The sequence below is a fragment of the Halobellus captivus genome (assembly GCF_003697845.1).
Taxonomy (GTDB): Archaea; Halobacteriota; Halobacteria; order Halobacteriales; family Haloferacaceae; genus Halorubrum; species Halorubrum glutamatedens.
Genome location: NZ_RDQE01000003.1, coordinates 1 through 26,367, shown reverse-complemented (window position 1 = coordinate 26,367; position 26,367 = coordinate 1). Strand labels below are relative to the sequence as shown.

At 69.5% G+C, this 26,367-nt stretch carries 22 protein-coding genes and 1 rRNA gene; 15 read left to right on the top strand and 8 right to left on the bottom strand.

Annotated features, from left to right (window positions below):
• Positions 1 to 49: 49 nt before the first annotated feature.
• The 3 genes from EAO78_RS03925 (at position 50) to EAO78_RS03915 (ending at position 3,574) form a co-directional block, all read left to right on the top strand.
• Positions 50 to 1,198: an acyl-CoA dehydrogenase family protein gene (locus EAO78_RS03925; protein WP_122104559.1), complete on the top strand. Its 1,149-nt coding sequence runs from the start codon at positions 50 to 52 to the stop codon at positions 1,196 to 1,198.
• A gap of 104 nt (positions 1,199 to 1,302) precedes the next feature.
• Complete coding sequence (locus EAO78_RS03920; RefSeq protein WP_122104558.1) at positions 1,303 to 3,099, top strand: MutS-related protein; 1,797 nt, start codon at positions 1,303 to 1,305, stop codon at positions 3,097 to 3,099.
• Positions 3,092 to 3,574: a hypothetical protein gene (locus EAO78_RS03915; RefSeq protein ID WP_122104557.1), complete on the top strand. Its 483-nt coding sequence runs from the start codon at positions 3,092 to 3,094 to the stop codon at positions 3,572 to 3,574. Before EAO78_RS03920 ends, EAO78_RS03915 begins: the two co-directional genes overlap by 8 nt.
• A 10-nt stretch (positions 3,575 to 3,584) precedes the next feature.
• On the opposite strand, the gene EAO78_RS03910 is transcribed toward EAO78_RS03915, so the two are convergent.
• Positions 3,585 to 4,655, bottom strand: a complete 1,071-nt coding sequence (locus tag EAO78_RS03910; RefSeq protein WP_122104556.1) for a pyridoxal phosphate-dependent aminotransferase — start codon at positions 4,653 to 4,655, stop codon at positions 3,585 to 3,587.
• Between the two features lie 117 nt (positions 4,656 to 4,772).
• The gene (locus tag EAO78_RS03905) at positions 4,773 to 9,449 is read right to left on the bottom strand and encodes a glycoside hydrolase family 15 protein (protein ID WP_122104555.1); all 4,677 of its coding nucleotides are present in this window, start codon (positions 9,447 to 9,449) and stop codon (positions 4,773 to 4,775) included.
• A 146-nt stretch (positions 9,450 to 9,595) separates the two neighbouring features.
• On the opposite strand from EAO78_RS03905, the gene malA reads away from it, so the two are divergent.
• Both malA and malQ read left to right on the top strand, forming a co-directional pair.
• Positions 9,596 to 11,701, top strand: a complete 2,106-nt coding sequence (gene malA / locus EAO78_RS03900; protein ID WP_122104554.1) for an alpha-amylase MalA — start codon at positions 9,596 to 9,598, stop codon at positions 11,699 to 11,701.
• Positions 11,702 to 11,781: 80 nt separating this feature from the next.
• Entirely contained in the window at positions 11,782 to 13,299 is a 1,518-nt protein-coding gene (malQ, locus tag EAO78_RS03895; protein WP_122104553.1) for a 4-alpha-glucanotransferase, read from the top strand.
• A gap of 585 nt (positions 13,300 to 13,884) precedes the next feature.
• On the opposite strand, the gene EAO78_RS03890 is transcribed toward malQ, so the two are convergent.
• On the bottom strand, positions 13,885 to 14,106 hold the full coding sequence (locus tag EAO78_RS03890) for a PLDc N-terminal domain-containing protein (protein ID WP_122104552.1): 222 nt from the start codon (positions 14,104 to 14,106) through the stop codon (positions 13,885 to 13,887).
• A 105-nt stretch (positions 14,107 to 14,211) separates the two neighbouring features.
• Between EAO78_RS03890 and EAO78_RS03885 the strand changes: the two genes are divergently transcribed.
• The 8 genes from EAO78_RS03885 to EAO78_RS03850 all read left to right on the top strand — a co-directional run bounded on the left by EAO78_RS03885 (position 14,212) and on the right by EAO78_RS03850 (position 21,561).
• The gene (locus EAO78_RS03885) at positions 14,212 to 15,486 is read left to right on the top strand and encodes a Zn-dependent hydrolase (protein ID WP_122104551.1); all 1,275 of its coding nucleotides are present in this window, start codon (positions 14,212 to 14,214) and stop codon (positions 15,484 to 15,486) included.
• A 112-nt stretch (positions 15,487 to 15,598) separates the two neighbouring features.
• Positions 15,599 to 16,555, top strand: coding sequence for a mechanosensitive ion channel family protein (locus EAO78_RS03880; protein ID WP_122104550.1), 957 nt, complete (start codon positions 15,599 to 15,601; stop codon positions 16,553 to 16,555).
• Between the two features lie 114 nt (positions 16,556 to 16,669).
• The gene (locus EAO78_RS03875; RefSeq protein WP_122104549.1) at positions 16,670 to 16,951 is read left to right on the top strand and encodes a winged helix-turn-helix domain-containing protein; all 282 of its coding nucleotides are present in this window, start codon (positions 16,670 to 16,672) and stop codon (positions 16,949 to 16,951) included.
• An 87-nt stretch (positions 16,952 to 17,038) separates the two neighbouring features.
• The gene (locus EAO78_RS03870) at positions 17,039 to 17,347 is read left to right on the top strand and encodes a hypothetical protein (protein WP_066416973.1); all 309 of its coding nucleotides are present in this window, start codon (positions 17,039 to 17,041) and stop codon (positions 17,345 to 17,347) included.
• 223 nt (positions 17,348 to 17,570) lie between these two features.
• Positions 17,571 to 19,640 carry a DUF7282 domain-containing protein gene (locus EAO78_RS03865; protein ID WP_379749432.1) on the top strand — a complete coding sequence of 690 codons (2,070 nt, stop codon included), beginning with the start codon at positions 17,571 to 17,573 and terminating at the stop codon, positions 19,638 to 19,640.
• Between the two features lie 268 nt (positions 19,641 to 19,908).
• Entirely contained in the window at positions 19,909 to 20,910 is a 1,002-nt protein-coding gene (locus EAO78_RS03860; protein WP_122104547.1) for a transcription initiation factor IIB, read from the top strand.
• A 145-nt stretch (positions 20,911 to 21,055) separates the two neighbouring features.
• Positions 21,056 to 21,235, top strand: a complete 180-nt coding sequence (locus tag EAO78_RS03855) for a DUF7836 family putative zinc-binding protein (protein WP_122104546.1) — start codon at positions 21,056 to 21,058, stop codon at positions 21,233 to 21,235.
• A 92-nt stretch (positions 21,236 to 21,327) separates the two neighbouring features.
• The gene (locus EAO78_RS03850; protein ID WP_122104545.1) at positions 21,328 to 21,561 is read left to right on the top strand and encodes a UPF0058 family protein; all 234 of its coding nucleotides are present in this window, start codon (positions 21,328 to 21,330) and stop codon (positions 21,559 to 21,561) included.
• Between the two features lie 69 nt (positions 21,562 to 21,630).
• On the opposite strand, the gene EAO78_RS03845 is transcribed toward EAO78_RS03850, so the two are convergent.
• Positions 21,631 to 22,053 (bottom strand): DUF555 domain-containing protein, encoded by a 423-nt coding sequence (locus EAO78_RS03845; RefSeq protein WP_122104544.1) that lies wholly within the window; start codon positions 22,051 to 22,053, stop codon positions 21,631 to 21,633.
• Positions 22,054 to 22,099: 46 nt separating this feature from the next.
• A complete protein-coding gene (locus tag EAO78_RS03840; protein WP_122104818.1) occupies positions 22,100 to 23,026 on the bottom strand; it encodes a DNA-3-methyladenine glycosylase family protein in 927 nt (308 codons plus the stop codon).
• Positions 23,027 to 23,196: 170 nt separating this feature from the next.
• On the opposite strand from EAO78_RS03840, the gene EAO78_RS03835 reads away from it, so the two are divergent.
• The gene (locus tag EAO78_RS03835; protein WP_122104543.1) at positions 23,197 to 23,697 is read left to right on the top strand and encodes an SRPBCC family protein; all 501 of its coding nucleotides are present in this window, start codon (positions 23,197 to 23,199) and stop codon (positions 23,695 to 23,697) included.
• 99 nt (positions 23,698 to 23,796) lie between these two features.
• Here the strand turns inward: EAO78_RS03835 and EAO78_RS03830 are convergent, their stop codons facing one another.
• Positions 23,797 to 24,663, bottom strand: a complete 867-nt coding sequence (locus EAO78_RS03830) for a DMT family transporter (protein ID WP_238987612.1) — start codon at positions 24,661 to 24,663, stop codon at positions 23,797 to 23,799.
• Between the two features lie 106 nt (positions 24,664 to 24,769).
• Between EAO78_RS03830 and EAO78_RS03825 the strand changes: the two genes are divergently transcribed.
• A complete protein-coding gene (locus tag EAO78_RS03825) occupies positions 24,770 to 25,063 on the top strand; it encodes a hypothetical protein (protein ID WP_122104541.1) in 294 nt (97 codons plus the stop codon).
• Between the two features lie 12 nt (positions 25,064 to 25,075).
• On the opposite strand, the gene EAO78_RS03820 is transcribed toward EAO78_RS03825, so the two are convergent.
• Both EAO78_RS03820 and rrf read right to left on the bottom strand, forming a co-directional pair.
• The gene (locus tag EAO78_RS03820; RefSeq protein ID WP_122104540.1) at positions 25,076 to 25,963 is read right to left on the bottom strand and encodes a hypothetical protein; all 888 of its coding nucleotides are present in this window, start codon (positions 25,961 to 25,963) and stop codon (positions 25,076 to 25,078) included.
• 315 nt (positions 25,964 to 26,278) lie between these two features.
• Positions 26,279 to 26,367 (bottom strand): 5S ribosomal RNA (gene rrf / locus EAO78_RS03815); the annotation flags it as partial.

Below are 26,367 nucleotides of genomic sequence, written 5' to 3'. Positions count from 1 at the left end.
TTTTTCGTTGTTCCACGAAGGTTTTGCCCCGGCGGGGTGGACTCCGGACATGGACCTACTCGACGAGAGTATCGTGCCGGAGCGCGCACGGGAAGTCAAACGCGAGGCCCGCGAGTTCGCGGACGAACACATCGCGCCGAACGCGGAAGGCTACTACGAGTCGGGCGAGTACCCCTGGGACGTCCTCGAAGCCGGGATGGACGCCGGACTCGTCGCACAGGACATCGGCGAGGAGTACGGCGGGAAGGGGTTCGACCTCGCGCAGGTGCTCGCGATCGCCGAGGAGTTCTACCGCGCCGACGCCGGCATCGCCCTCACCCTCCAGCTGGCCAGCTTCGGCTGCGAGATGCTCGAGCAGTACGGGACGGACGCACAGAAGGAGGAGTACCTCCGCCCGGTCGCGGAGAACGACCAGATATCGGGGCTCGCGGTCTCGGAACCCGAGACCGGATCCGACCTCGCGGGGATGACCACGCTCGCGGAGAAGGTTGAGGGCGGCTACGAGCTCACCGGCGAGAAGTACTGGGTCGGCAACGCGGTGGAGGCGGACTGGCTCACCGTCTACGCGAAGACCGGCGAGAGCGACGACCGCTACTCGAACTACACGCTCTTCATCGTGGAGACGGATTCCGAGGGGTACGAGGCCGAACACATCCCGGAGAAGATGGGGATGCGCGCGTCCAAGCAGGGTCACATCGTCCTCGACGACTGCTTCGTCCCCGAGGAGAACGTCGTCGGCAGCGAGGGCGGCGGCTTCTACGTGCTCGCGGACTTCTTCAACCACGGTCGGGTGATCGTCGGCGGACACGGGCTCGGGCTCGCGGCCGCCGCCATCGAGGAGGCGGAGGGGTTCGTCCACGGCCGCAACGCCTTCGGTCGCACCGTCAACGAGTTCCAGGCGGTCCAACACACCCTCTCGGACATGCGGATCGGCTTCGAGTCCGCCCGCGCGCTCAACTGGCGCGCCTGCGAGAAGGTCGCGAACGGCGAGGACGCCGGCTACTGGGCCGCGCTGACGAAGACGAAGTCCACGGAGGTCGCCGTCGACTGCGCCGAGAAGGGCATGAAACTCCACGGCGGCCGTTCGATCCTCACGGACCGGCGGATCGCTCGCGTCTACCGCGACGCGCGGATCCCGGTGATATACGAGGGCGCGAACGACATCCAGCGGAACCTCATCTACCGGCAGTCCCGGTGAGGGTCGGCCTCGTCGACCTCACCGCCGAACCGTCGGCCCGCCGATTCCGGGTTCTCCGCCCGTCGGGACGAAAACACCAAGCGGCCGCGCCGAGACGTCCACCCATGCGACTCGAGGACTACTGGGGGATCGGCCCGAAGACGAGCGAGCTGTTGACCGCCGAACTCGGCACCGAGCGGGCCGTCGAGGCGATCGAGTCGGCCGACGTCCGCGCGCTCGTCGACGCCGGGCTCCACCGCGGGCGCGCCACGCGGATCCTCCGCCGGGCGAACGGGGAGGCCGGAATGGAGGTCCTCGCGACGGGCGACACGCGCGACGTGTACGACGACCTCCTCACGCTCGCGGCCGGCTACGCCCTCACCGAACACGCCGCCGACCGGATCCGCGTCCTCACGCCCTCGCTCGACCGGGAGACGGTCGAAACGAGGCTCGATGGGGTCGTCGCCGCCCGCGACGCCTGGGCCGCCCTCGACGACGAGGACCGCGATCGCGTGGTCGAGGCGTTCGCGACATACGACGAGGCGGGCGGCACCGACCGGGCGGCCGTCGAGACCGCGATCGCGCTCCGCGAGGTCGGACTGACGGGCGAGACCTTCGCCGCGCTCGCCGACCTCGACGACGACGCGCTCCGGGAGGCCGCCGAGGCGCTCGGGGACGTGCGCGGCTCGCTCGGCGACGACGACGTCGAGGTCGCCTCCGGCGCGGACGACGAACTGGACCGGCTCCGCGACCGACTCTCGGCGGCCGAGGAGCTCGCGGACTCGGCGTTCGACGTGCTCGAGCGGGTTCGGGACGGCTCGCTCCGGGACTTCGAGGCGCTCGAGGCCGCGACCGTCGACCACGTCGCGACGGAGACGGGCGTCGACCCGGCGACGGTTCGGGCGGCCGCACCCGACGACGCGCTCGACGCGGCGGACTTCGTCTCGGCCACCCTCCGCGGGCTCGTCGACGAACTGGCCGACGCGGTCGACGAGCGCGAGGCGACGGTCGCGGCCGACCTCCGCGACCGGATCGGCGACGCCGACGGCGACGTCGCCCTCGCGGTCGAGGTCGTCTCCGACGTCGCCGTCGACCTCTCGCTCGGCCGGTTCGCCGCCGAGTACGACCTGGTCCGCCCGCGGCTCGTCGAGGACGGCCTCGCGGTCCGGAACGCCCGAAGTCCCTTCGTCGGCGACCCGGTTCAGCCGGTGTCGTACGCGGTCGGGGACCACTCGCTTTCGGGCGGAGCCGGCGTCCCGAACGCCGAGTCGCCGCCGACCGGCGACCGGGTGAGCGTCCTCACGGGCGCGAACTCCGGCGGGAAGACGACGCTCCTGGAGACGCTGTGTGCGGTGACGCTTCTGGCGTCGATGGGCCTCCCGGTGCCCGCCGAGGAGGCGGAGGTCGGAACGTTCGACCGGATCGTCTTCCATCGTCGGCACGCCTCGTTCAACGCCGGCGTGTTGGAGTCGACGCTGCGCTCCGTGGTGCCGCCGCTGGTCGAGGAGGGTCGAACCCTGATGCTCGTCGACGAGTTCGAGGCGATCACGGAGCCGGGACGCGCCGCCGACCTCCTCAACGGGCTCGTCGACCTCACCGTCGACCGCGGCGCGCTCGGCGTGTACGTCACCCACCTCGCCGACGACCTCAGCCCGCTACCCGATCCCGCCCGGATCGACGGCATCTTCGCGGAGGGGCTCACGAACGACCTCGCACTCCGCGTGGACTACCAGCCGCGGTTCGGCACGATCGGCAAGTCGACGCCGGAGTTCATCGTCTCGCGGCTCGTCGCGAACGCGAGCGACCGGGCGGTTCGCGGCGGGTTCGAACACCTGGCGGCCGCGGTGGGCGAGGAGGCCGTCCAGCGGACCCTCTCTGACGCGCGCTGGACGCCGGAGGACGATCGATCGACCGATGACTGATCCCGAACGCTCCCGCGAGGAGGCGGACCCGACGCGCATCCGGTCGATCGCGGTCCATCGCGAGGACGTGGCGAACGCCCTGGAGGCGACGCTGCGGACCGACAGGCGGGTCGTACTGCGGGTCACGCCGCCGTACGCCGGCCGGATGCGCGCGCGGATCCACGCCGTCGAGGGGGTTCCCGAGGTCGACGCGGCCGGGGTCGGCGATCCGATCCACGTCGACCCGGCCGACCTGGTCGCGGACCCGCCGCCGTACCCCGAGGTCGACGAGACCGCCGCGGCGTACCCCGACACCGACGTGGAGACCCGCCGCGAGCGACACGCGGAGGCCGTCGACGACTGGCGGGCGGCCGTGCGCGAGGCGGTCGGCGGGACCGTCGAGATCCCGGTCGGCGAGGAGGCGGGGGCAGAAGAGACGACGGAGGGCTCGGACGGGGCACGGACTCACGAGGTCGACGTGGTCGCGCTCGGGTGACGGCCGGGGCTCAGCGACCGTTCTCGATGTGGCGGGCGATCCGATCGAGCCCCTCCTCGAGCTCCTCGGTGTGGAGGCCGAAGCCGATCCGGAACCGGTCGGGGTACCCGAACACCTCCCCGGGCGCGAGGACGACGCTCTCGGCTTCGAACAGCGACCGACAGAACTCCTTGCCGTTGTCGAACCCGTCGGGGACGGTCACGAAGCCGTTCACGCCGGTCGGCTCGAACCACTCGAGGTCGTGGCGGTCGAGGAAGTCGGCGACGCGCTCCCGGTTCGCCTTCGCGTGCGTGCGGTTCGCTTCGAGGATGTCATCCTCCTGCTCGCCGAGCGCCTGTCTCGCCACGTGGCTCCCGACGAGCGGCGGCGAGATCGTCGTGTAGTCCTTCCACTTCCGAACCCCGTCCGCGATCTCCGCGTCCGCGACGACCCAGCCGACGCGCGCGCCCGCCATCCCGTACGACTTCGAGACCCCGGCGGCCGAGATCGCCCGCGGCCCGAGCGCGGCGGCCGGTGGGCGGGGATCGTCGGCCAGCATCCGGTACACCTCGTCGACGAGGAGGTACGCGTCGTTTTCGGCGACGAGGTCGTACAGCGCCTCCATCGTCTCGGGGCCGAGGTACTTCCCCGTCGGGTTGCTCGGGTTCGTGAGGACGACGAGTCGCGTGTCGGGACGCATCGCCTCCGCGACGGCGTCGACCGAGAGCTCCCAGGTCGGCGGCTCCGTCCGGACCTCGGTCACCTCGCCGATCGATTCGGGAACGCTCGCGAGCGACTGGTAGGTCGGCGAGACGACGACGCTGTGGTCCCCCTCGTCTAAGAGCGACATGAACGTGAGGTAGTCCGCCTCCTGCGTCCCGCAGGTGAGGACTACCTCCTCCGCCTCGCGGCCGTACCGCTCGGCGATCTCCGCGCGGAACGCCGGCTCCCCGTCGGTGGGAATGACGTAGCCGAGCTCGCCCACGTCGAGGTCGAACCGGTCCGCCGGGAGGCTTCGCACGCCGCTCTCGGCGAGCATCAGGTCGGCGTCCGGTTCGTACTCGTCGAGCCACCGTTCGAGTTCGAATGGGGGGATGTCCATCGTTGTGCCGTGTAGACGGGAGTCGATGATAACCGTTCGGTGTGGGCCGGCTACGCTCGCGCGTCGGACGCGTTGGACCTCCGTCCGCAGGGGCCCCTCCGAGTCCCCTCACCCCGTCTACAGTCGGATCCGCTCGACGGCCGTGCCCGCGACCTCGAAGTCCTCGTCGGTGGCGGCCGCGACCACGATCGTTCTGGCGTCCTCGTCCGCGAGTCGGACCTCGAACTCGCCGTTCGCCGCGGTCGTGGTCGCGGAGCCGGCGGCAGTGAACGCCGCGACGCACGCCCCGTCCGTCTCGCCGGTGACGACGACGGTTCCGTCGGCGTACTCGGCGCTCGCCGTCAGGTCCGGGGATGCGGGGCGGTCGCGCTCGACGAAGCGGTCGCGGACGACCGTCGGGGTCTCGACCGGCACGCCGGCGTCGACGCCGTGCGCCAGCCGGATGAACCCGGCCATCGACCAGGCGAGCGGCGTCGCCCCCCCGGTCCCCTCGCCGAACTCCCAGCCGTACTCGGTCGGATGTTCGCGGTCCCACACCTGCTCGGGGAGCATCCGTCCGTCGTTGCCGAACCCGGCCATCGTCTCGAGCAGCGAGGCGGGCTCGAGCGCGTCCTCGGCGGTGCCGCCGAAGTCGTCCGGGCCGTCGGCACGGGCGCGGAGCTCGTACTCGCCACGCTCGCCGGTGAATATGGGCCAGAGCCGACCCTTTCCGTCGCCGGTTCCCGCCCACGGACCGCCGGGGTCCCCGTAGCCGAGCTCGCCGTAGGCGTCGCCGATGTAGCGGTACCAGGCGGGACCGTGCGGGGTGTCGACCCGGATCGAGTCGTCGACGACCTCGACGGAGTTGCGGACGACCGGGTCGTCGGCGGGCTTCACGCCGAGCCGGACGAGCTCGAGGAAGCCGCCGTCGACGATCTCGCGCTCGTCGTAGGTCGGACCGTCGTTGGCGATCGTCCGCGGCCGGCCGGCGTTCGGGTCGCCGTCGGCAGTGATCCGCAGGTAGTAGGGCGTCTCGTCGTGGCGGTCGGTTCCGGTGTCGGTCGCACACCACTCCTCGACGCGGTCGGTCCAGTCGTCCGCGAGCGCGAGCCACGCGAGCGCGTCCGCGCGAAGTTCCGCCGGCGTCGAGTCGGTCGCCGCGTCCTCGTCCACCGCCTCGATCCGGTCGGCCTCGGCGAGCGCGAGCGCGGCCGCACACGTCAGCCCCGCGATCTCGGCGGCGATGCTCGACGGCGAGTAGCCCGCCTCCTCCTCCCAGCGCTCCTGGGCGGTCTGCGGGCCGTTTCGCGCGACGTACGCGACCGACCGGCGGACCTGCTCGTAGTCGTAGTCGGCGTCCGAGAGCGTCACCCCGCGCTCGTACAGCTGCCACGCCATCACCGAGGGGAACGCGATGTTGTCCATCTGCTCGCCGCCCCAACGGGTCCGCCCGTCGATGTAGGTGTTCTGCGGGAGGAAGCCCGACTCGTCCTGTTGCGTGTTGTAAAGGTACGCGAGCGCGTCCGCGCCGCGTTTCACCTCGCCGACCTCGATCAGCGCGGTGAACACCTGATAGAGGTCGCGCGACCAGACGAAGTTGTAGCCGTAGCCGCGGTCCTCCTCGGCGTACTCCGTCTCGCCCCACGGGACCGAGGGGCTGGCGATCCCGGCGCCGTCGTGGCGCTTGTCCTCGACGGCCGCGAGCGTCATGAGCGCGAACCGGTACTGCGTCTCGACGTCGGGGTCGGCCGTCACGGCGTCCGGGTACTCGCGCCCGGCGAGCCACTCGCGCCACGTGTCGACGTACGCCGACTCGACCGCGTCGAAGCCGCGCGAGAGCGCGCCCTCCGCCTCGCCGAGCGCCGCCGCGGTGTCGCCCTCCTCGGCGAACCCGAGTGCGACCGTGTCCGAGACGGTCGTCCCGCTTCCGAGGTGGCCCGCGAGCACGACGTTGCCGTTCGCCTCCTCGCTGGCTTCCGCGCGCTCGCCGCCCCCGAACAGCGACTCGAGCCCGTCGTCGCCGGCCGCGAGCGCGCTCGCCCACTCGAACCCGCCGGCGCTCGTGAGCGCCGCCGCGACGTCGAAGGGCTCGCCGTCGTCGTCGACCAGCTTGCCCGGCGGGCGGTTCCCGCGGTCGCTGTGTGCGAGGAGGTGGTACGGGCCGTCGCCGACGCAGGTCCCGCGGTCGTCGGTGCCGACGTTCGCAAGCGTGGTGTCGGCGAGGGCGTACACGTCGTACGCGCGGGCGCCCTCGAACTCGACGTCCGCGAGGAGCGCGTTGCCCGCGGTGTCGACGGCGTACTCCACGGTCAGCGTCCAACTGTGTCCGTGTCCGTCGCCGGACTCGCGGATCGTCTGTCTGTACGCGAGCGCGTCGTCGGCGCTCGGCTCGGTGGTCCGCGTGATCGTCTCCGTCGTCGTCACGTGACCCGTCTCGTCGAAGGTCCGAACCGTGTGTCCCGTCTCCGGATCGGCGACGAGGAAGTCGAACGTCCGGAGGTTCATCACGTCGATCCGGGGGAACCGCGCCTCGGTCAACGCTCCCTCGGTCAGCGTGAACCAGACGGGGATCGGATCGTCCTCGTCGTGATCGGCGGGCGTGCCGACGCCGAACTTCCGGCCGGTCGTCCACCGCGGCGCCTCCGGACCGCTCGGGCGGTCGTGCGGCACCGGAAGCCTCCCGTGGCGCGCGAGCGTCGCGGTCGCGTTCAGCCGGAGCGCGTGTGCCCACGCGAGCGGGGTCGCGCTGTCGAGGTCGCCGTCGTCGAAGACCTGCTCCGCGAGCAACCCGGACCCGTTCGCGAAGGGACCGTCGGGCTCACAGAGCGAGTACAGCCGACGGGCCTCGGAGAAGAGCGGTTCCGCCTCCTCGTCCCGCGACCGGCGGATCCCGCCGACGGTGCCGGCGGCGACCGCTCCCCACAGCGTCGCGATCGACCACACCTTCGCGGCACCCTGTTCGGCCGTCCGCCAGTCGTCGCCGACGAACCGGACGAGCCCCTCGACGTGCTCCGTCTCCCGACCCAGCGCGTCGATCGAGGTCCGAACGTGCGTCGACACCTGCGAGACGAACGCGTCGAGGTCGACCGCGGCCGGGAGGGGATCGAGGGGGGAGTCCGCGCCGCCCGCGTTCGGACGCTCGCCAGCCAGCGCGTCGTACTCGGCGAGCGCGTCCGCGAGGGCGAAGGTGCTGGCGTCGGCCCGCTCGTCGCCGTCGCCGTTGCTGGCGCGCTGCGGGAACCGCTCGAGTTCGGGGATCCAGCGGTCCTGGAGGCCGGCGACCGTGTCGTCGGCGGCGGTCGCGGCGGCGGCCCGCAGGTCGTCGTCGAGCGGGGACCGTGCCACGGCGGCGAACGCACGGAGGTACGCCGCGCCCGTGTGCGTGAACCGCCCGATCGCGTTCTCCCAGCAGTTCTGACAGCGGCGGGGGAGCCCGTCCTCGAGCGTCGTCTCCCAGAGGAACGCGACCGCGTCGGCGATCGTCTCGTCGATCCGGCCGCGGAGCGACTCCGGAACGTCCGTCGTCCGTCGGAGCTCCGCGAGGAACGCGACGACCGACGCCGGCTGATCCAGCTGGTCGTTGGGAGTCGCCCCGTCTCCCGACTCGATCCGGGCGTTCGCCCAGCCCGGAGCGACCTTGCCGGAGTCGGCCCAGACGCGGTGGGGCCAGCTCCCGTCGGCGTCCTGGGTGCGACAGAGGAACGCCGCCGAGGAGAGGAGGTCCTCCCGTGCGTCCAACTCGAGCTCCTCGCTCGCGGCGAGCAGCGCGCTCGAGGCCTCGGCCTCGTCGCGGAACCAGACGTAGCCGTACCCGCCGGAGGTCGCGTAGAAGTGGTCGAACTCCGGGCCCGCGATCCGGCCGCCGGACGCCGACTCGAGGAGGTCGAGCGCGCGGAGGTCGCTCGCGACCGTGGAGCCGCGCGGCACCGGGTCTGGGACCGTCGGCCCCCGCGCTTCGGCCGCCTCTCGGACGCTGTCGACGTCCGCGTGGCCGGCCGCGATCCGCGAGATCGTCTCGAGCCGCTCGTCGCGGTCGGCCTCCTCCGCGATCCGGGTTCCGTCGCCGGGTTCGTCCGACCCGGAGCCGTTCTCATCGAGGACGGGACGGCTGACGAGGGTGACGCGCTCCGTCCGGCCGTCGCGCTCGAACGGGGCCCGAACGACCACGTCGGGCGTGAGGCTCGTGTCCTCGCGCTCGTCTATCTCTCCGCGGTGTGGCGTTCGCCCGTCGTCCTCGCCGAGCAGTTGGGGGATCGTCTCCTGGCGCTGTCCGTGCGCGGCCGAGAGGCCGGTGGAGGCGGTGAGGAAGTCGTGTTCCCGGCGGTGGAACACCTCTATCACGTCGCCGCCCTCGGGACCGGACCCCTCGTGGACGAGGTTGCCGACGCGTCCCTCGACCATGTCGGGCGCGAACGCGCAGCTGGCGACGAGGTCCGCGTTCGCCGGCGGCGACCCGCGCAGGACGACGTGCGTGAGGTGGGCGCCGTCAACGACGAGGTCGAACTGGTGGACCGTGTACCGGCCGGCGTCGTACTCCGTCTCGACGAGCGGGGTGTCCCCGTCGTAGTGCTGTCGCGTGGTTTCGAGGTCCGCGAGCCACCGGATCCCGCCGCCGCCGGCGATCCCGATCCGGACCCGGTCGGTCCCGCCCACGCCGGAGAGCGCGTACGAACAGTCGTGAGCGTCGCCGTCCGGCCCGACGTGGACCAGCCGACCGCCGTCACCGGTGAACGCCCCGACGGTGGTCGGCCGCTCCGTCGAGTAGCGTTCGCCGCGGCGACGTTTGTGTTCCGTGATCGCGGTTCGCAGTCGCATGCGAGTCCTGCCGGCCGCGGGAGCAAAAGCCTTGACGGACCGGGCGAAGCTGTCGGCCGCCGGCGGCGAGCGTCTCGACCCCGAACGGGACGTGCCAGTTTGGCGTCGAGAGCAACACCGAAGACCCCGGGCGTCGATGAGCGAGCATGCATCACCACGGACCCCCACGGTTCGTCTCCACCGGCGAGACGGTCCAGCTCGCGCCGCGGGACCCGGATCCGGCCGGGAGCTACGAGTGGCGCATCGCGGACGCGCCGCCCGCGAGCGACTCGACCGTCGGCACCGATCCAGTGATCGAGTTCACACCCGACGTGCCTGGGCGGTATCGGCTCGGCCTCGACGCCCCCGACGGGGACCACCTTCTGACCGTGCTGGCGTTCTCCGCGGCCTACGAGGGAGTCGACGTCGCCGGGGGCAGCGGCGAGGCGATCCGCGACCGCGACGCGGACCGTGCGGGGATCGACTACGCGGCCGGCCGGCTCGCGGACGACGGCGGCCCCCCGCGGATCCGCCTCGACGCCGAAGTCGCGGAGGCGACGGAGGCCGCGGAAGGGACGGTGCGGCCGACGAGGGGAACGGCTGAGGTCGTCGTGCGCGCGGTCGCGACGCCGAACCCCGCCTCGTCGCTCGCGGCCGACGAGCTCGCCGTGCGGTTCGTGATCGATGACCGCGACGTCGCTGCGGCGGTCGCGGCTGGACGGACGAACCCGCGCGACGCGGCGACCGTGACCGAGGAGGACACGGGGGCGACGCTCCGGCTGCCGACCGGGTCAGTCCCCGATCGCCTCCGCGTCCACGCGGTCGCCGTCGCCCGCGAGCCCGGCGAGGACGCTCGGGTCAGCGTCGCCGACGCCGTCTCGATCGACCGAGTCGAGCCCTCCGGCGGCACCGATCCCTTCGGTAACCCGGCGTCGAACGAGGCCTTCGAGACGTCCCGGCCGAACCAGCCGCCGGCGTGGACCGAGGACGCGAGCGTCTACGAGGTGTACGTCCGGACGTTCGCCGACGCAGACGAGGGTGAGACGCTCGCCGCGATCGCCGACCGGATCCCGGAGATGACCGACCTCGGCGTCGACACGCTGTGGCTCACGCCCGTCCTCGAGAACGACGGGAAGCCGCACGGGTACAACGTCACCGACTTCCTCTCCATCGCTGCCGACCTCGGCGACCGAGAGGACTACGAGCGGCTGGTCGAGACCGCCCACGGAAACGGGATGCGGGTGCTCTTCGACCTCGTCTTGAACCACACCGCCCGCGATCACCCGTGGTTCCGGGACGCCTACCGGAACCCGGACTCGCCGTACTACGACCGCTACGAGTGGCAGGAGTCCGGCGAGCCGGGAACCTACTTCGACTGGGAGCTGATCGCGAACCTGGACCACGCGAACCTGACGGTCCGACGGTACCTCCTCGACGTGGTCGACGAGTGGGCCCCGCTCGTCGACGGCTTCCGGTGTGACATGGCGTGGGCGGTTCCGGACTCGCTCTGGCGGGAGATCCGAGACCGCGTGAAGGGGACCGATCCGGAGTTCCTGTTGCTCGACGAGACGATCCCGTACGTCCCCCGGTTCCACGAGGGGATGTTCGACGTCCACTTCGACGCGACGCTGTACTTCCAGCTCCGCCAGGTCGGTCGCGGGGCGGCCCCGGCCGAGTCCGTGCTCGACGCGGTCGAGAAGCGGGCCGCGGTCGGCTTCCCCGACCACGCCGGCTTCCTCCAGTACATCGAGAACCACGACGAGACGCGCTACCGGACGGAGTGTGGGGAGGACGCCGCGGCCGCGGCCGCCGCGGCGACGTTCACCCTTCCGGGCGTGCCGATGCTGTACGCCGGCCAGGAGATCGGCCAGCGCGGTCGCCGGGACCCGATCGCCTGGGAGCACGCCCGCGAGGAGGTCCGCGAGCGCTACGCGCGGCTGTCGGCCGCCCACGACGCCCACCCGGCGCTCGGACCCGCGGGCGACCTCGATCGGGTCGACTACCGCGTCGTCGACGACCGCGACGACGAGAGACAGATCGCCGCCGACGGCGACGACGTTCACCCCGACGACGTGGTGGCGTTCCGCCGTGGGAGCGGGTCGGAGGCGCTCGTGGTCGTCCTCAACTTCGCCCCCGGCGAGGCGCTCGTCGACGTCGCCGCCGATCACGGGCGGTTGAACGTCGTCACGGGCGATCCGTGCGTGGCGACCGACGGCGACGGAGCCGATCGGATCCGCGTCGACGACGTGGCGGTCGTCCCGGTAGAGACGTGACGGCCGGAGCGTAACGGCGAGGCGTGACGACCCCATTCGTGGACGTAACGCTTGAGTCGGTGGCCGTCGCAGGCGTAGCCATGCGATTCGATCGCTCCGACGGAGTGTTCTGTCACGTCACGTCGCTGCCGGGACCACACGGGATCGGCGACCTCGGCGACGGCGCGGCGGCGTTCCTCTCGTTTCTCGAGGAGGCCGGCGTCGACTACTGGCAGGTGTGTCCGCTCGGACCGACCATCGGGGCCGCCGGCGAGTCGCCGTACCAGTCGCCCTCGGCGTTCGCCGGGAATCCCCTCCTGATCGACCTGGAGGGCCTCGTCGAGGACGGCTGGCTCGAGCCGGACGACCTCGAACCGATCCCCGAGTTCCCCGACGACCGCGTCGACTACGGCGCGGTCCGGGAGTACAAGCATCCGCGTTTGGAGACCGCGTTCGAGCGGTTCGAGGCGGAACCGGACGCGGGATCCGCGCGGTCCGTGGACGGGTCGGGTTCCGCCGGGACGCTCGACGCCTTCCGCGACCGGGAACCGTGGGTCGAGGAGTACGCGCTGTTCCGCGCCATCTCGGCCGACAGACCGGAGGACACCTGGGTCGAGTGGCCGGAGCCGCTTCGCACGCGCGACCCGGACGCGCTCGCTGCCGCACGGGAGGAGCACGCCGAGGAGGTCCGGTATCACGCGTTCGTCCAGTGGACGTTCGACCGGCAGTGGGCGGCGCTGCGCGAGGTCGCCGCCGAGGCGGGCGTCGAGATCGTCGGCGACGTGCCGATCTACGTGGCGCTCGACTCCGCGGACGTGTGGGCGAACCCGGAGGCCTTCCGGCTCGACGAGGGCAACCGCCCGGCCGCGGTGGCGGGAGTGCCGCCGAACGCCGGCGACGACGGGCAACGCTGGGGGAACCCGGTGTACGACTGGGAGCGGCTCGCCGAGAACGACTACGGCTGGTGGATGGACCGGTTCCGCCGGCTGTTCGACCTGGCGGACGTCGCCCGGCTCGACCACTTCCTCGGGTTCGTTCGGTACTGGGCGATCCCCGCCGACGCCGACGACCCGGCCGCGGGCGAGTGGCACGACGGCCCGGGACGGGCGCTCTTCGAGGCGGTCGAACGCGAGTTCGGCGAGGCGCCCTTCATCGCGGAGGACCTGGGGTTCGAGGACGCGCGGATGGACGACCTCATGGCCGAGTTCGGCTTCCCCGGGATGCGGGTGCCGCAGTACGCGAACTGGACCGAGGCGGGCAACCCGTACCAGCCGATGCACTACCCCGAGCGCGTCGTCGGCTACACCTCCACGCACGACACCGACACGTGGGTCGGCTACTACGAGGACCTGGCACCCGAGGAGCGCGACGCGCTCCGCTACAACCTCGGCTACGGCGGCGACCGCCCGATCGAGTGGGCGATCATCGAGGAGGTGTGGAGTTCGGAGGCGATCCTCGCGATGACGACCGTCCAGGACCTGCTCGGCCTCGGCAGCGACGCGCGGTTCAACGAGCCGGGGACCGTCGACGGCAACTGGGAGTGGCGCGTCGAGCGCGACGCGCTGAGCGACGACCTCGCCGGACGCCTCCGCGAACTCGGCGAGTTCCACGTTCGTTGACCCTGGGGCCGGGAGACGGCCGACGGTCTCCCTCTCCCTGAGACGACCGACCGTCTCTCCCGCCCTAAACCGTCGGCGCGCGCGACCCGCGAGGACGACCGACGGGAGTCCGAGCGAAACGCGCGCGAGGGAGCACCGGCCGCGCCGCCGGAACCGCTCAGCGGCGCGGCCGGTGTGAGGTTGGGGAGGGCGAGGCTGGGGAGGGCGAGGATCGAGGTCGCGCAGTGACACCGATCTCCCGAGTTTCGAGGCGTGTCGGCCGTCGTTTCCTGTCTCCGCCGGAGCTATCCGCTCGCGGGGACGGACGTCGATTTCCCGTCGACGAGGGGCGACCGATCGATGGATCGGTACGAGTCGCGGTCGGAGAGCGGATAGGTTCGGCGCGTTCTCGAACCTCCGGGCGCGATTGACCGCGACCGCACCGCGCCTCACACCTCCCCAACCTCGGCCTCGGTGACCCGCCGGAACCGCCGGCGGGCCCTCTCGGCCTCCCTCGCGCGGGCTCCGAGCGCCCGACCGGGCGCTCGGAGGCACGCGCCGTGGTTCGAAGCCGGCCGGGCGAGCGGGCCACCCGAGACGGGCGGGTCAGTACCCGCCGTCGCGGCCGAGGATCAGGTAGAGCACGATGCCGAGAAGCGGCGCGAAGAAGACCACGATGGCCCAGAGGAACGCCGGATGCTCGCTCCGCTTTTGGGCGTCGTTGTACGTCCAGACGATCATCGCGATGTGGACCGCGAACATGAGGAGGGCGAACAGGAGGGAGAACACCGCCATGACCCCTCCCTGGAGCGGGACGACTGGTACCATACGACGGCGGTCGGTTCGTGGCGACAAGTGCTTTTCCCTCCGACACCGCGCCCCGTGACGACCCGGCGACGAACCGTTTTTATCCCGGGAGAGAACCGTAGGTGTATGGAACTCCCAGTCGACGCGGACCGGCTCAGAGCGGACATCGAGGGGAACGCGGCCTTCGGTCGGATCGACCTCGACGACCCCGAGGCGCACGGACGAACGAACCGCACCGGCAGCGAGGCGAACCGCCAGGCACGCGATCGGCTCGTCGAGCGGCTCGAGGACGCCGGGATGGACGTGACCGTCGACGCGATCGGCAACGTCGCCGGCGAGTGGGTCCCCGACTCCGCGGACCCCGACGCCGCGCCGGTCGCCTGCGGGAGCCACCTCGACAGCGTTCCGGAGGGCGGGATCTTCGACGGCCCGCTCGGCGTCTACGCCGCCCTCGAGTCCGTGCGTGCCATGCAGGACGCCGGCGTCGAGCCGGAGCGACCGGTCGTCGTCGTCAGCTTCACCGAGGAGGAGGGCGCGACCTACGGGAACGGCCTGCTGGGATCGAGCGTCGCGACCGGCGAGACGGACCTCGAGGAGGGACTCGCCTACGAGAACGACGACGGCGAGACGGTCGGTGAGGCGCTCTCGCGGATCGGCTACCGCGGCGAGGGAACGGAGACGCTCGACCCGGCGGGCTGGGACGCCTTCTACGAGCTCCACGTCGAACAGGACACCACGCTCGAGGACGAGGGCGTCGACGCCGGGATCGTCACGACCATCACGGGGATCAGCCACTGCCATGCGACGATCCTCGGGGAGGCCAACCACGCGGGTGCGACCGCGATGAACGAGCGGACCGACGCGCTCGCGGCCGCGAGCGAGTTCGTTCTCGACGTCGAGGCCGCCGCCAACGACGTGGTCGCGGAGTCCTCCGAGACGGCGGTCGGCACCGTCGGCTCCCTCTCGGTCTCGCCGAACGCGTCAAACGTGGTCCCGGGCCGCGTCGAGGCGAGCGTGGACGTCCGCGACGTGAAATCGGAGTCGATGGACACGATCGCGGAGGCGGCCCGCGAGTCGCTCGCCCGACTGGAGCGTGAGCGGGGGGTGGAGACCGACTTCGCCCGGCCGTCGGTCGTCCAGCCGGAGCCGATGAGCGACCGGCTCCGGGAGATCGCTCACGAGTCGGCCGACGCCGCGGGTCGGTCCGCGATCGACCTCCACTCGGGAGCCGCCCACGACGCGATGCGGGTCGCGCGCGTCACCGACGCCTCGCTGCTGTTCGCGCCCTCCCGGGACGGGATCTCGCACAACCCGCGCGAGTGGACCGACTGGGCGGACTGTGCGGCCGCGACGGAGGTCCTCGCGGGCGCGGTCGCGCTGACCGCTGGCGGCGACGACTGACGAGAGGACGGCCGTCGGCAGCGGCCCGGAGGGACGACCGTCGGCGTGCGATCGGGAGCGGGACCGAACGACCGGTCGCAACGGTTTTGCCGCCGCCCGCCGACCACCCGTCGTGAGACGATCGATCCCGCTCGGCTCCGTGCTCCTCGGGCTCGTCTCCGCCGCCGCCGGCGTGTTCGTGGCCACCGCCGAGCCGCTCGCCGGATGGCCCGCGGTCGGCGACTACCCGGCGAACCTCGTCGTCGAGCGGCTGGCGTTCGTGTTCGCGCTGTTCGCGCTGCTCTTCGGCACCTATCGGTTGCTCGCGGACGTGCTCATGCGATCCGCGAACAAGCGGCGCGCGTACAACACGCGGAACCTCCTGCGGTTGGCGTTCGGGTTCGTCGGCACCGTCGGGACGCTCGCGGTGTTGACCGACAACTGGCTCGGGCTGCTCTTCTCGCTCGGAGTCATCGGGTTCGCGATCACGTTCGCGCTCCAACAGCCGCTCCTCTCGCTCATCGCGTGGGTGTACATCACCGTCAAACAGCCGTACGGCGTCGGCGACCGGGTCCGCATCGGCGACGCGAAAGGCGACGTGATCGAGGTGGAGTTCCTCGTGACGACGCTGTGGGAGATAAACGGGGAACTCGTCAGCACGAACCAGCCGTCGGGGCGGGTCGTGACCGTCCCCAACAGCGTCGTGCTCTCCTCGAACGTCGTCAACTTCGGCGGGGGCGGGTCGCCGTACGTGTGGAACGAGGTCGGGATCCAGGTCGCCTACGAGACGGACCTGGCGTTCGCACGCGAGGTGATGCGCGAGGAGGCCGCGGACCTGCTGGGCGAGGAGATGCGTGCGGGGATCGCCGCCTACCGGGACGCGCTCTCCGAGACGCCGGTCGAGCTGGAGGTCAACGACGGGCCGACGGTCAATCTGAAACAGGAGGAGTCGTGGGTCGAACTCCGCCTCCGATACCTCACGCACCCGCGACGCGGCCAGCGAGTGAAAAACGAGCTGTACGATCGGATACTCGGTCGGTTCAACGACAACCCCGACCGGGTCGCGTTCCCGGTGAGCCGGAACCGGTAGCCGGGATCGGGACCGTCGGAGCCAGCAACCGGGATCGGGACCTCGGAGCTATATCGGCGAGCCCGGACGGCGCGGAGCGGTGGAGTTAGGTGCCGTCCCCGCGATTCGAATACGATGGAAGCGGCACTCTGGTACGTGTTGACCGGAACGCGGGGCGGCGCGAACCGCGTCCGGCTGTTGCGGGCGATCGACGAGCGCCCGCGGAACGCGAACCAGCTGGCCGAGGACCTCGAGTTGGACTACAAGACGGTGCGACACCACCTCGACGTCCTGATGGACAACGGCGTCGTCGAGAGCAGCGGCGACGACTACGGCGCGATCTACCTGCCGACGCCGCGAGCACGCCAGCACTGGGAGACGATAGAAACGATCATGGAGCAAACGGATGACACGTGAACGGAGGCCGCAGTCGCCGGATCGGCACGAAATTCGGAACGAATTTGGGAAAGCGGTTATACCCCCACACCCGATAGCAGGTGTACGATGAGTTTCTGGTTCGACGTGGCACGGTTCTCCGCGGGGCTGAACGTGGCCCTGCTCCTCGCGCTCGTCTGGGTGTGGGGACGGAACTACCTACAGTTCCGGTCGAAACACACCCTCGGACTGGTGATGTTCGGCGGGTTTCTGCTCGGGGAGAACGCGCTCGCGCTCTACATCTACCTGGTCGACCCGATGCTGTCGGCGTGGTTCGCGAGCGAGGCGGTCCCCCCGGTCGCCTGGCGGGCCATGATGGGGCTCCACGTGCTCCAGACGGTCGGACTGCTGTTTCTCGTGTGGGTTACGTGGGACTGAGGACGACGGTTTTCACGAACATCCTCCTCCGTTCCGCACGGACTCGGTCACCAAGTACGGTTCGAGAGTCGTCTCATCCGTAACGAATGAATCTCCGTCTCCACGACCGATCCGGTTCGATTTCGGAACGGATTTGGGTGGGAAGGTGGCCGCAGTTCGGCAAACCGCTTTTTACGCCCTCTCGGTCGACTCTTCCATGCGCAACAGCGCATTCACATCGGCGATGGTGGTCGTGCTTGTCGTGTCGGCAGTCGCCGGCGCGGCGGGAGCGGTCACGGCACAGAACACCGACCAAGCGGCGAGCGTGAGTTTCTCCGGCGGAACGTCCGGCGGGTCCACGGTCGTCGTCGACGAAGTTCACGTTCCCGACGGCGGGTTCGTGACGATCCACGACGCGTCGCTCGCGAACGGGGACGTGCTCGGGAGCGTCGTCGGCACGAGCGCGTACCTCGAGGCCGGGACACACGAGAACGTGACCGTCGAACTCACCGACGAGATCGACACGGGGACGTTCCACGCGATGGCCCATCGGGACACCGACGGCGACCGCGCGTACACGTTCGTCTCCTCGAACGGCGAGGCCGACGGACCCTACACGGTCGACGGCGAGATCGTGATGGAGAACGCGGCGGTGACCGCGTCGGCGACCGTCGAGGCGACCGACCAGCCCACCGAGGGTAGCTCGGTCGTGGTCGACCGCGTCGAACTGAGCGAGGGAGGGTTCGTGACGATCCACGACTCCTCGCTCGCGGACGGAGCGGTCCTCGAGAGCATCCGCGGCACGAGCGACTACCTGGAGGCCGGCGTTCACGAGGACGTTCGCGTCCGGCTCGACGACGAGCTGGAGAACGACGACTCGCTTTTCGCGATGGCTCACCGGGACACGGATGACGACGAGACGTACGATTTCCCCGCCACCGAGGGTGAGGAGGACGGTCCCTACGTCGACGGCGGCGACGAGATCGTGATGGACGGATCCGACGCCGAACTCGACGACGAGGCCCGCGCGGCGTTCTCCGCGCAGGCGAGCGGCGGGAACACGGTCGTCGTCGACGAGGTGTACCTCCCCGACGGCGGGTTCGTGACGATGCACGACTCCTCGATCGGTGACGGGGCGGTCTTCGAGAGCATCCGCGGCACGAGCGACTACCTCGAACCGGGAATCCACCGGAACGTCGTCGTCGAACTCGACGATCCGCTGAGCGATGACGACTCGCTGTTCGCGATGGCTCACCGGGACACGAACGCGAACGGGACGTACGACTTCCCCGCCACCGGGGGCGAGGAGGACGGCCCGTACACGACCGACTCCGGCGATATCGTGATGGACGACGGGGCGGTGACCGTCTCCGCGAGCGTCGCCTTCGACGGACAGTCCACCGACGGAACGACGGTCACCGTCGATCGGGTCGACGTGAGCGAGGGTGGGTTCGTGACGATCCACGACGCCTCGCTCGCCGGCGGCGCGGTCTTCGATTCCGTCCGCGGAACGAGCGACTACCTCGAACCGGGCGTCCACGAGGACGTCCTCGTCGAACTCGACGAGCCGATCCGTGACACGCATCAGCTGTTGGCGATGCCGCACACGGACTTGGACGACGACATGACGTACGACTTCGTCGAGACCGAGGGGACGGACGACGGCCCCTACGTCGACGGCGACGGGGAGATCGTTATGACCGGTGCGACGGCACGGGTCACCGCGTCCGTGGAGACGGCCGACCAGGAGACCGACGGCGAGACGGTCGTCGTCGAGGACGTGACGCTTCACGACGGCGGGTTCGTGACGGTTCACGATTCCTCGCTCGCGGACGGAGCGGTCCTCGAGAGCATCCGCGGCACGAGCGACTACCTCGAACCCGGCACGCACGCCGAGGTCGAGATCGCGCTGGACGACCCGTTGACCGAGGACGACACCGTCCTCGCCATGGCTCATCGGGACACGAACGGGAACGAGACGTACGACTTCCCGGCCACCGAAGGCGGGGAGGACGTGCCCTACGTGGCCGCCGGATCGCCGGTGATGTCGCCGGCCGAGTTGACGGTCGCGAGCGACGACGGAACGGACGGATCGGACGTGGACGGTGACGACGGCATGGAAGACGAAGCGATGAGCGACGACGGCATGGAAGACGAGAACACGGACGGTGACGACGGCATGGATGTCGGAGAGATGAACGACGACGGGGAGATGAACGACGACGGAACGACGGACGACGATACGCCCGGATTCGGCGTCGTCCTCGCGATCGTCGCGTTGCTCGCGGCCGCTCTCGTGGCACGCCGTCAGTAACCCCGGCTGGGAACGCTCGAGACGCGAGTCGCCTCGACTACTCTCTTTTTATACTTCGGAACGCACGATACCGAATGACACGGTTGGTTCGCGGACGATAGTCGGTTCGGATAAACGGCCTCAAACGGCCGTTTCCTCACGATCTATCGGATTCATCGATGGCTCTAGTAGCGATAAGTTTATATATTCTAGTCACTTACTGTTAGTTAACGAATCGGGCACACCCGGCCCTCGCATTTTCGTCGGGAGTTCGATCGGAGAACACCCCATGACAGAGACACGAATTCGAAGCTACGAGCGGGACGAGGCGGTCGATCGAGCCGGAGCTTCAGAGCGAACCGGCGAGGAGACCGAGGAATCGGAGAACAGTCGAGTGACGAGCTGTCCGGAGTGTACGGGCCGTCTCGTGACTGACACCGAGCACGGCGAGACGGTGTGTGAGGACTGTGGACTCGTCGTCGAGGAGGATTCGGTGGATCGCGGGCCGGAATGGCGCGCGTTCGACTCGGCGGAGCGGGACAGCAAGTCCCGGGTGGGCGCACCCACGACGAACATGATGCACGACAAGGGCCTGTCGACCAACATCGGCTGGCAGGACCGCGACGGATACGGGAAGTCGCTTTCGAGTCGACAGCGTCAGCAGATGCAGCGGCTCCGCACCTGGAACGAGCGGTTCCGCACCCGGAACTCGAAGGAGCGGAACCTCAAGCAGGCGCTCGGCGAGATCGACCGGATGGCCTCGGCGCTCGGGCTCCCGGACAACGTCCGCGAGACCGCCTCCGTCATCTACCGCCGCGCGCTGAGCGAGAACCTCCTCCCCGGGCGATCCATCGAGGGCGTCGCGACCGCGGCGCTGTACGCGGCCGCCCGACAGGTGGGCAACCCGCGGAGCCTCGACGAGTTCACCGCGGTCTCGCGCGTCGACAAGATGGAACTCACGCGGACGTACCGCTACGTCGTCCGCGAGCTCGGGCTGGAGGTACAGCCGGCCGACCCCGAGAGCTACGTGCCACGCTTCGTCTCGCGGCTCGACCTCCCCGATGAGGTCGAGCGGCTCGCGCGGGAGCTCCTGAAGAGCGCGAAGGACGAGGGGATCACGAGCGGCAAGTCGCCGGTCGGGCTCGCAGCGTCGGCCGTCTACGCCGCCGCCCTCCTGTCGAACCGAAAGGTGACCCAGAGCCAGGTGAGCGAGGTCGCCGACATCTCCGAGGTCACCATCCGGAACCGATACAAGGAGCTGCTCGAGGCCAGCGACCACCTGACCGCGTAGCGATCGGGAGCGATCGGGAGCGATCGGGGCGGACGACGGGCGAAGAGGACCGCCCCGGCGAACAAACGTCCCGTCAGCTGGGATTTCCGTGTGAAACGTGACCGCGTCACGTACGTTTTTAATCCGACGGGGTGTACGTGGTCACATGGTCGAAGCGTTCGTCAGGCTGGTGTGTCCGGAGTGTGCCAAGGAGTGGCAGGAAAACCCGGCCCAGTTGCCCGGGCTGCGCACGAACTTCAGCTGCTCCAGTTGTCACGCGACTCGACGACTCACGGAGTTCATGCGAACCGAACGGGACCTCCAGGCCGTTCGACAGTTCCAGTGACGTTCGAGGTTAGGAGGCCTATATAGACGGGCGGTGTGGTAACTAGACTCAGGATAGTAATATAAGCCTCCGGTAGCAAAGGACGGTTACTCATGAAGAAACAGGAGCTCATCCACCTTCACGGCCTCCTGGCCGAGGTACGAAAACAGTGCGAGTTCTGGGACGACGACCTCGACCTCGACGCGTATGAAGAACTCGGCGTCAAGCCGACATCGATACACAAATCGAAGACGGACCACAAGGCGGCTGTTTTCAAACTGACCGAAGGGATCACGGAGACGATGGAGGAGGCAGAGTCGGAGCCGCTGGCCCCGACCGCGGACTGAGACTCGTCGAGTAGCCTACCGCCGTTCGTTACGCCCCGAGTGGCCACCACGTCCGGCGATCGGGGTCCGTCAGTCGTCCTCGTCGGTCGTCGGGGACGATCCCGTCTCCTCTTCGTCCACGCCTTCGTCGTTCGCCTCCTCCGCGTCCATCTCCTCCGCATCCATCTCCTCGACCGAGAGGACCTTGAGCGGGACCTTCCGGAGCCGCTGTCCGATCTCCTTTCGAGCGATCCGCCTCGCGTGTTCGGCGCGCTCGACGTTGAACACGTCCATCCGGAGCTCGAGCGCGACGAGCGCCTCGTCGGCGGCGACGAACGCCGGCGGGAGCTCCTCTCCCGTCGGCGAGGTACGGCTCCCCATCTCGATCTCCACGTAGTTGAGGTCGGGATTCAACATCTCGCCCGTCTTCGAGATCGCGATCCGGACCGCCTCGTCGGTAGTCTCCACGTCGTAAACGGGAACGGCGGCCTCCACGACGACTCGACAGTCCATCACGTGAAGACGTACCGTGCGAACGAGTATGAAGCTTCGGCCGGGGTCACTCCCCGCCGGCGCGGAGGTGATAAAAGACGTACGTCTGGGCGTATCCGGCGTACTCTCCGCCGAACCGGTCGCGAACGGCACGGGACGTCTCCGCGTACGATCCCCGGTCACAGTCGGGATAGTACTCCTCGATGGTCGTGTTGATCCACGTGTCGAGCGGGACCGCCTCGAGAAAGCCCAGCGAGAACAGCGCGACGCAGTCCGCGACCTTGTCGCCGACCCCGACGAAACGCGTCAGCGACTTCCGCGCCTCCTCGTACGGGACATCGGCCGCCTCCCGGGGGTCCGCCTCCCCGGAGGCGACCATCTCCGCGGTCCGTCGGACGTAGGGCGCTCGGTACCCGAGCGAGAGGTCCCGAAGCTCTGACTCGTTCCGATCCGCGAGTTGTGCCGGCGTCGGGAACGCGTGATACGTCTCCCCGTCGAGTTCGATCACGTCCCCGTAGCTCTCCCTGAGCCTGCGCTGCATCCCGTGGATCCGGGCGACGCGCATCTGTGCCGAGCAGATGAACGAGACGAGACAGGGGAAGGCCGGATCCCGAACCAGACGCATGCCCTCGTACCGGTCGTAAGCCCTCTCCAACAGGGAAAGGTTCGGCATCGAGCCGCGGATCGCGTCGAGGTCGTCGTCGAGCCGGAGCAGGTGGGTGAGAAGCGGCACCGCGTCCGTCGACGCCTCCCACTCGATCGTCCCGTCACGAACGCCGCCGACCTGTCGAACCCGCAGGGGAACCCGGTCGTCGGAGACGCCCGGGATCGGGGCGACGACGGTCTCGTACCACTCGTCACCGCCGTGTGCGTGGAGTTCCTCGTAGGTCCGACCGTCGGCGCGGTTCCACAGGTAGCTCTGTCCGCTCTCGACGGTCGCTTGGAGATCGAATGGACCCGAGAGGTCGGCGACGTCGATCGCTCCTCGTTCCATCGGATCCGTGGAGGCGACGCGAGCGTATCCGGGTTTCGGTACCCACGTCGTCAGCGACTCGGAGGACCGAACGTCCACGCTCCGACGCCCGAACACACGGACGCCCGGATACCCGGACGGCCGGCTACGACGGCGAGGGGACTTTTCCCCGTCGACGCCGAAGCTTCGGTATGGCGACGTACCGTCGGAGAACCCGGATAGCCGCCCCCATCGATCGTGTATGGGCGTTCCACTCGACGGTCGACGGACTCCTCGAGTTGACGCCCGAGTGGATGAACATGCGGATCGAAGCGGTCGAGGGACCGGACGGCGAGCGCGACCCCGACGTGTTGACCACGGGATCACGGATCCGGATGTCGATCCGGCCGTTCGGCGTCGTCCCTCGCCAACGGTGGATCTCGCGGATCGTGGAACGCGAGCCCGACGGAAACGCACCCGCGGAGGGAAGCGCGTACTTCGTCGACGACATGGTCGACGGCCCGTTCCGGACCTGGGAGCACACCCACGCGTTCTACGCCGACGGGGACGAAACGGTCCTCGTCGACACCGTCGAGTATCGGCTCCCGTTCGGCGCGCTCGGCGACGCCGCGGGGACGTTCGCGAAGGTCGGCTTCGAGGGGATGTTTCGGGACCGACACCGTCGAACCGCCGAGCGCTTCGAGGCGGAGTGACCGGCAGGAGTGATCGGGACCGTGATCGTGGGGTAGGAGCCGTGATCATGGGATAGGGGCCGTGGGCCAGAGACTACGAGGAACCGCTCGATAACCGGATCACCGTGACCCCGTCATCGTGAGGTAGATCCCCGAGAGGACGACCACGCCGCCGACGACCGTGAAGCGGGTCGGCGCCTCCCCCAGAAGCACCAACGCGAGGATCGTCGCCCCGACCGGTTCGCCGAGCAGCGACACCGAGACGACGCTCGACTCGAGGTACCCGAGAACCCAGTTGATGACGGTGTGTCCGAACAGGCCCGGCCCGATCGCCAAGCCGAGAAAGACCGCCCATTCACGCGGAGGGTATCCGGAGAGCGGATGTCCCTGCAGGAGCACGAGCACGAGCAACGACACCGTACAGACCCCGTAGACGACGACCACGTACGGGACCAACGCGAGTCGCTGTCGCAGCGACCGGCCGGCGAGGACGTAGCCGGCGGCGGTCACGGCCCCGAAGAGCGCCAGCGCGTTGCCGTAAAGCGGTGCCGGCCCGACGAGCACCCCGCCGAGGAAGTCCCCGAGCGACATGGCCACGATCCCGGCGACCGCGATCGCGATCCCGACGGCGATCCGCCGGGTCACTCGCTCGCGGAGCAGGAGCCACGCACCGAGCGCGACGAACACCGGCTGTGCCTGGACGAGCGTGACGCTCGCGGCGACGCTCGTCCACTCGAGGCTCTCGAACCACGAGGCGAAGTGTACCGCCAGCGCGATCCCCGACAGCGCCGCGAATCCGAGGTCACGCCGGTCGATCCGGGCGAACTGCTCGCGATACCGCCACGCGGCGACCGGAAGCAGCGGCAGCGTGGTGAAGAGCACGCGGTAGAAGGCGGCGACGGAGCTCGGCGCGTCGCTCCACCGGACGAGGATCGCCCCCGTACTCACCGCGAGGACCGCGGTAACGAGCCCCGCCTGCGGCGACACGCGTGGAACGTTCCTGCTCGAATCCACACGACCGCTTTCCGGCGAGCCCGGTTACCGTTTTCGGGAGGTCGACGGAGGTTTGAGTCCCGGAACCGAACGGAACGACATGTGTTCGGACACCTTCGGGGTCGGCGTACGCGTCACCGAGGAGGAACTGCGATTCCTCGTCCACGTACCGACGGACATCGCCTCGGGATGGACCGATCCGGAGGCGTTCCAATCGCTCGTGGCGGAGGTCGTCTGGGAGCGGCTCGACAGACGGTCGGTCCTCGAGACGATCGCCACCGAGTTCGACACCAGGGACACGGTGCGGCTCGGAACGGTCACGCTCGATCCCGACGGAACGGTCGTCGACCACGACCTGACGGTTCCCGGAGGTCGAGGCGACGATCGGGCGTGATCGTCGCCGGCGTCACTCCTCGAGAGCGTGCTCCGAACCGTCGTCACATGTCGTCGCGAACGCGGCACCGATCGCCGCCATCCGGGACGGATCGTACGCCGTGAGGTCGTATCGGGTCGATCCGACCGTGTCCGTCCAGGTATCGAGAACCTCCAACGAGACGAGCCCGGATAGCGTCGCACCGAGCGTCCGCGGCGTCGTCTCGGGGTTCGAAAGGACGGCGTGTACCTGCTTCGACTGCGGGTAGTTCCGAGAGCAGCACTCGATTCCGCGCTGCGCTTCGGGCCAATACCGTCGCGTGTACCCGAACGTGGTCGGGTCCTCGCGTTGAAGTCGTCCGATCGCCGCCATCGGTTCCGGGTCGACCCCCTCTATCGAGTCGGCACGGCCGAGAACCGTCGACATTGCGGCCGCCGACTCGGCAGAGAGCGACCACCCGATCGTGACGGACCCGTTGACCGCGGCGGTCTCCGTCGCGATCCGTTCGACCGCGTCGGCGGCGTCACCGGCCCCGCGTGTGACCGCGAACGACGCGAGATCGTCGAGTATCACTCGTGGCTCGGATCCGTCGAACTCCGTGAGCATGCCGGAGACCGTCTCGAGAACTCGATCGGTACCCGCGTCCGATCCCAGAACCGTATACGCGACCTTCCGTTCGGGAAGGACTTGCGTAGTCGCCGTCGCGGCCGCACCACGGGAGTGATCGCTCGCGACGACGACGGCCTCGCGCCGCGGCGGCTCCCCCGCCCGCTCGCTCCACGTGCGTCTCCACGTCTCGAGGTCCGTTTCGAACAGGATCGAGACGACGGGTCGACCCGTTCCCCCGTCCCGAACGGATGGCGGTCCGGCGGAATCGACCCGAACCGTCACGGTGGCCTCGTGTGTCTTCGGGACGGTCATGAACGTATTGTCTTCAAATAGAAATTACATAAACTTACTGGTGAGACAATCAATATTGAGATCCTTGACGGCCGCGAACCGTCCAGGGACCGGCGACGACACCGGATCCGAGCGGTTCGAGCCCGAAACGGACCGCGCCGGCCGGTTTCGCTCGTCACGAGGTCGTCACACGGGCCCGACGGACCTCCCGGCTCGTAATGTGGCTCACGTGAACGCTACGGCGCCCCGAGCCATGGACGGCCGTTCGGCTCGGCGATGACGAACGAGGGGTGACGCAGAGACGGATCTCGGCGTCGAACGAATGAAGTATGAATGGGTAGGCGGCGGACCGCGGTTCCCAGAGGATCGCTCACTCCAGTACTTCCCGGTACGCGGGTGGGCTTAACTTCCGTGTTCGGAATGGG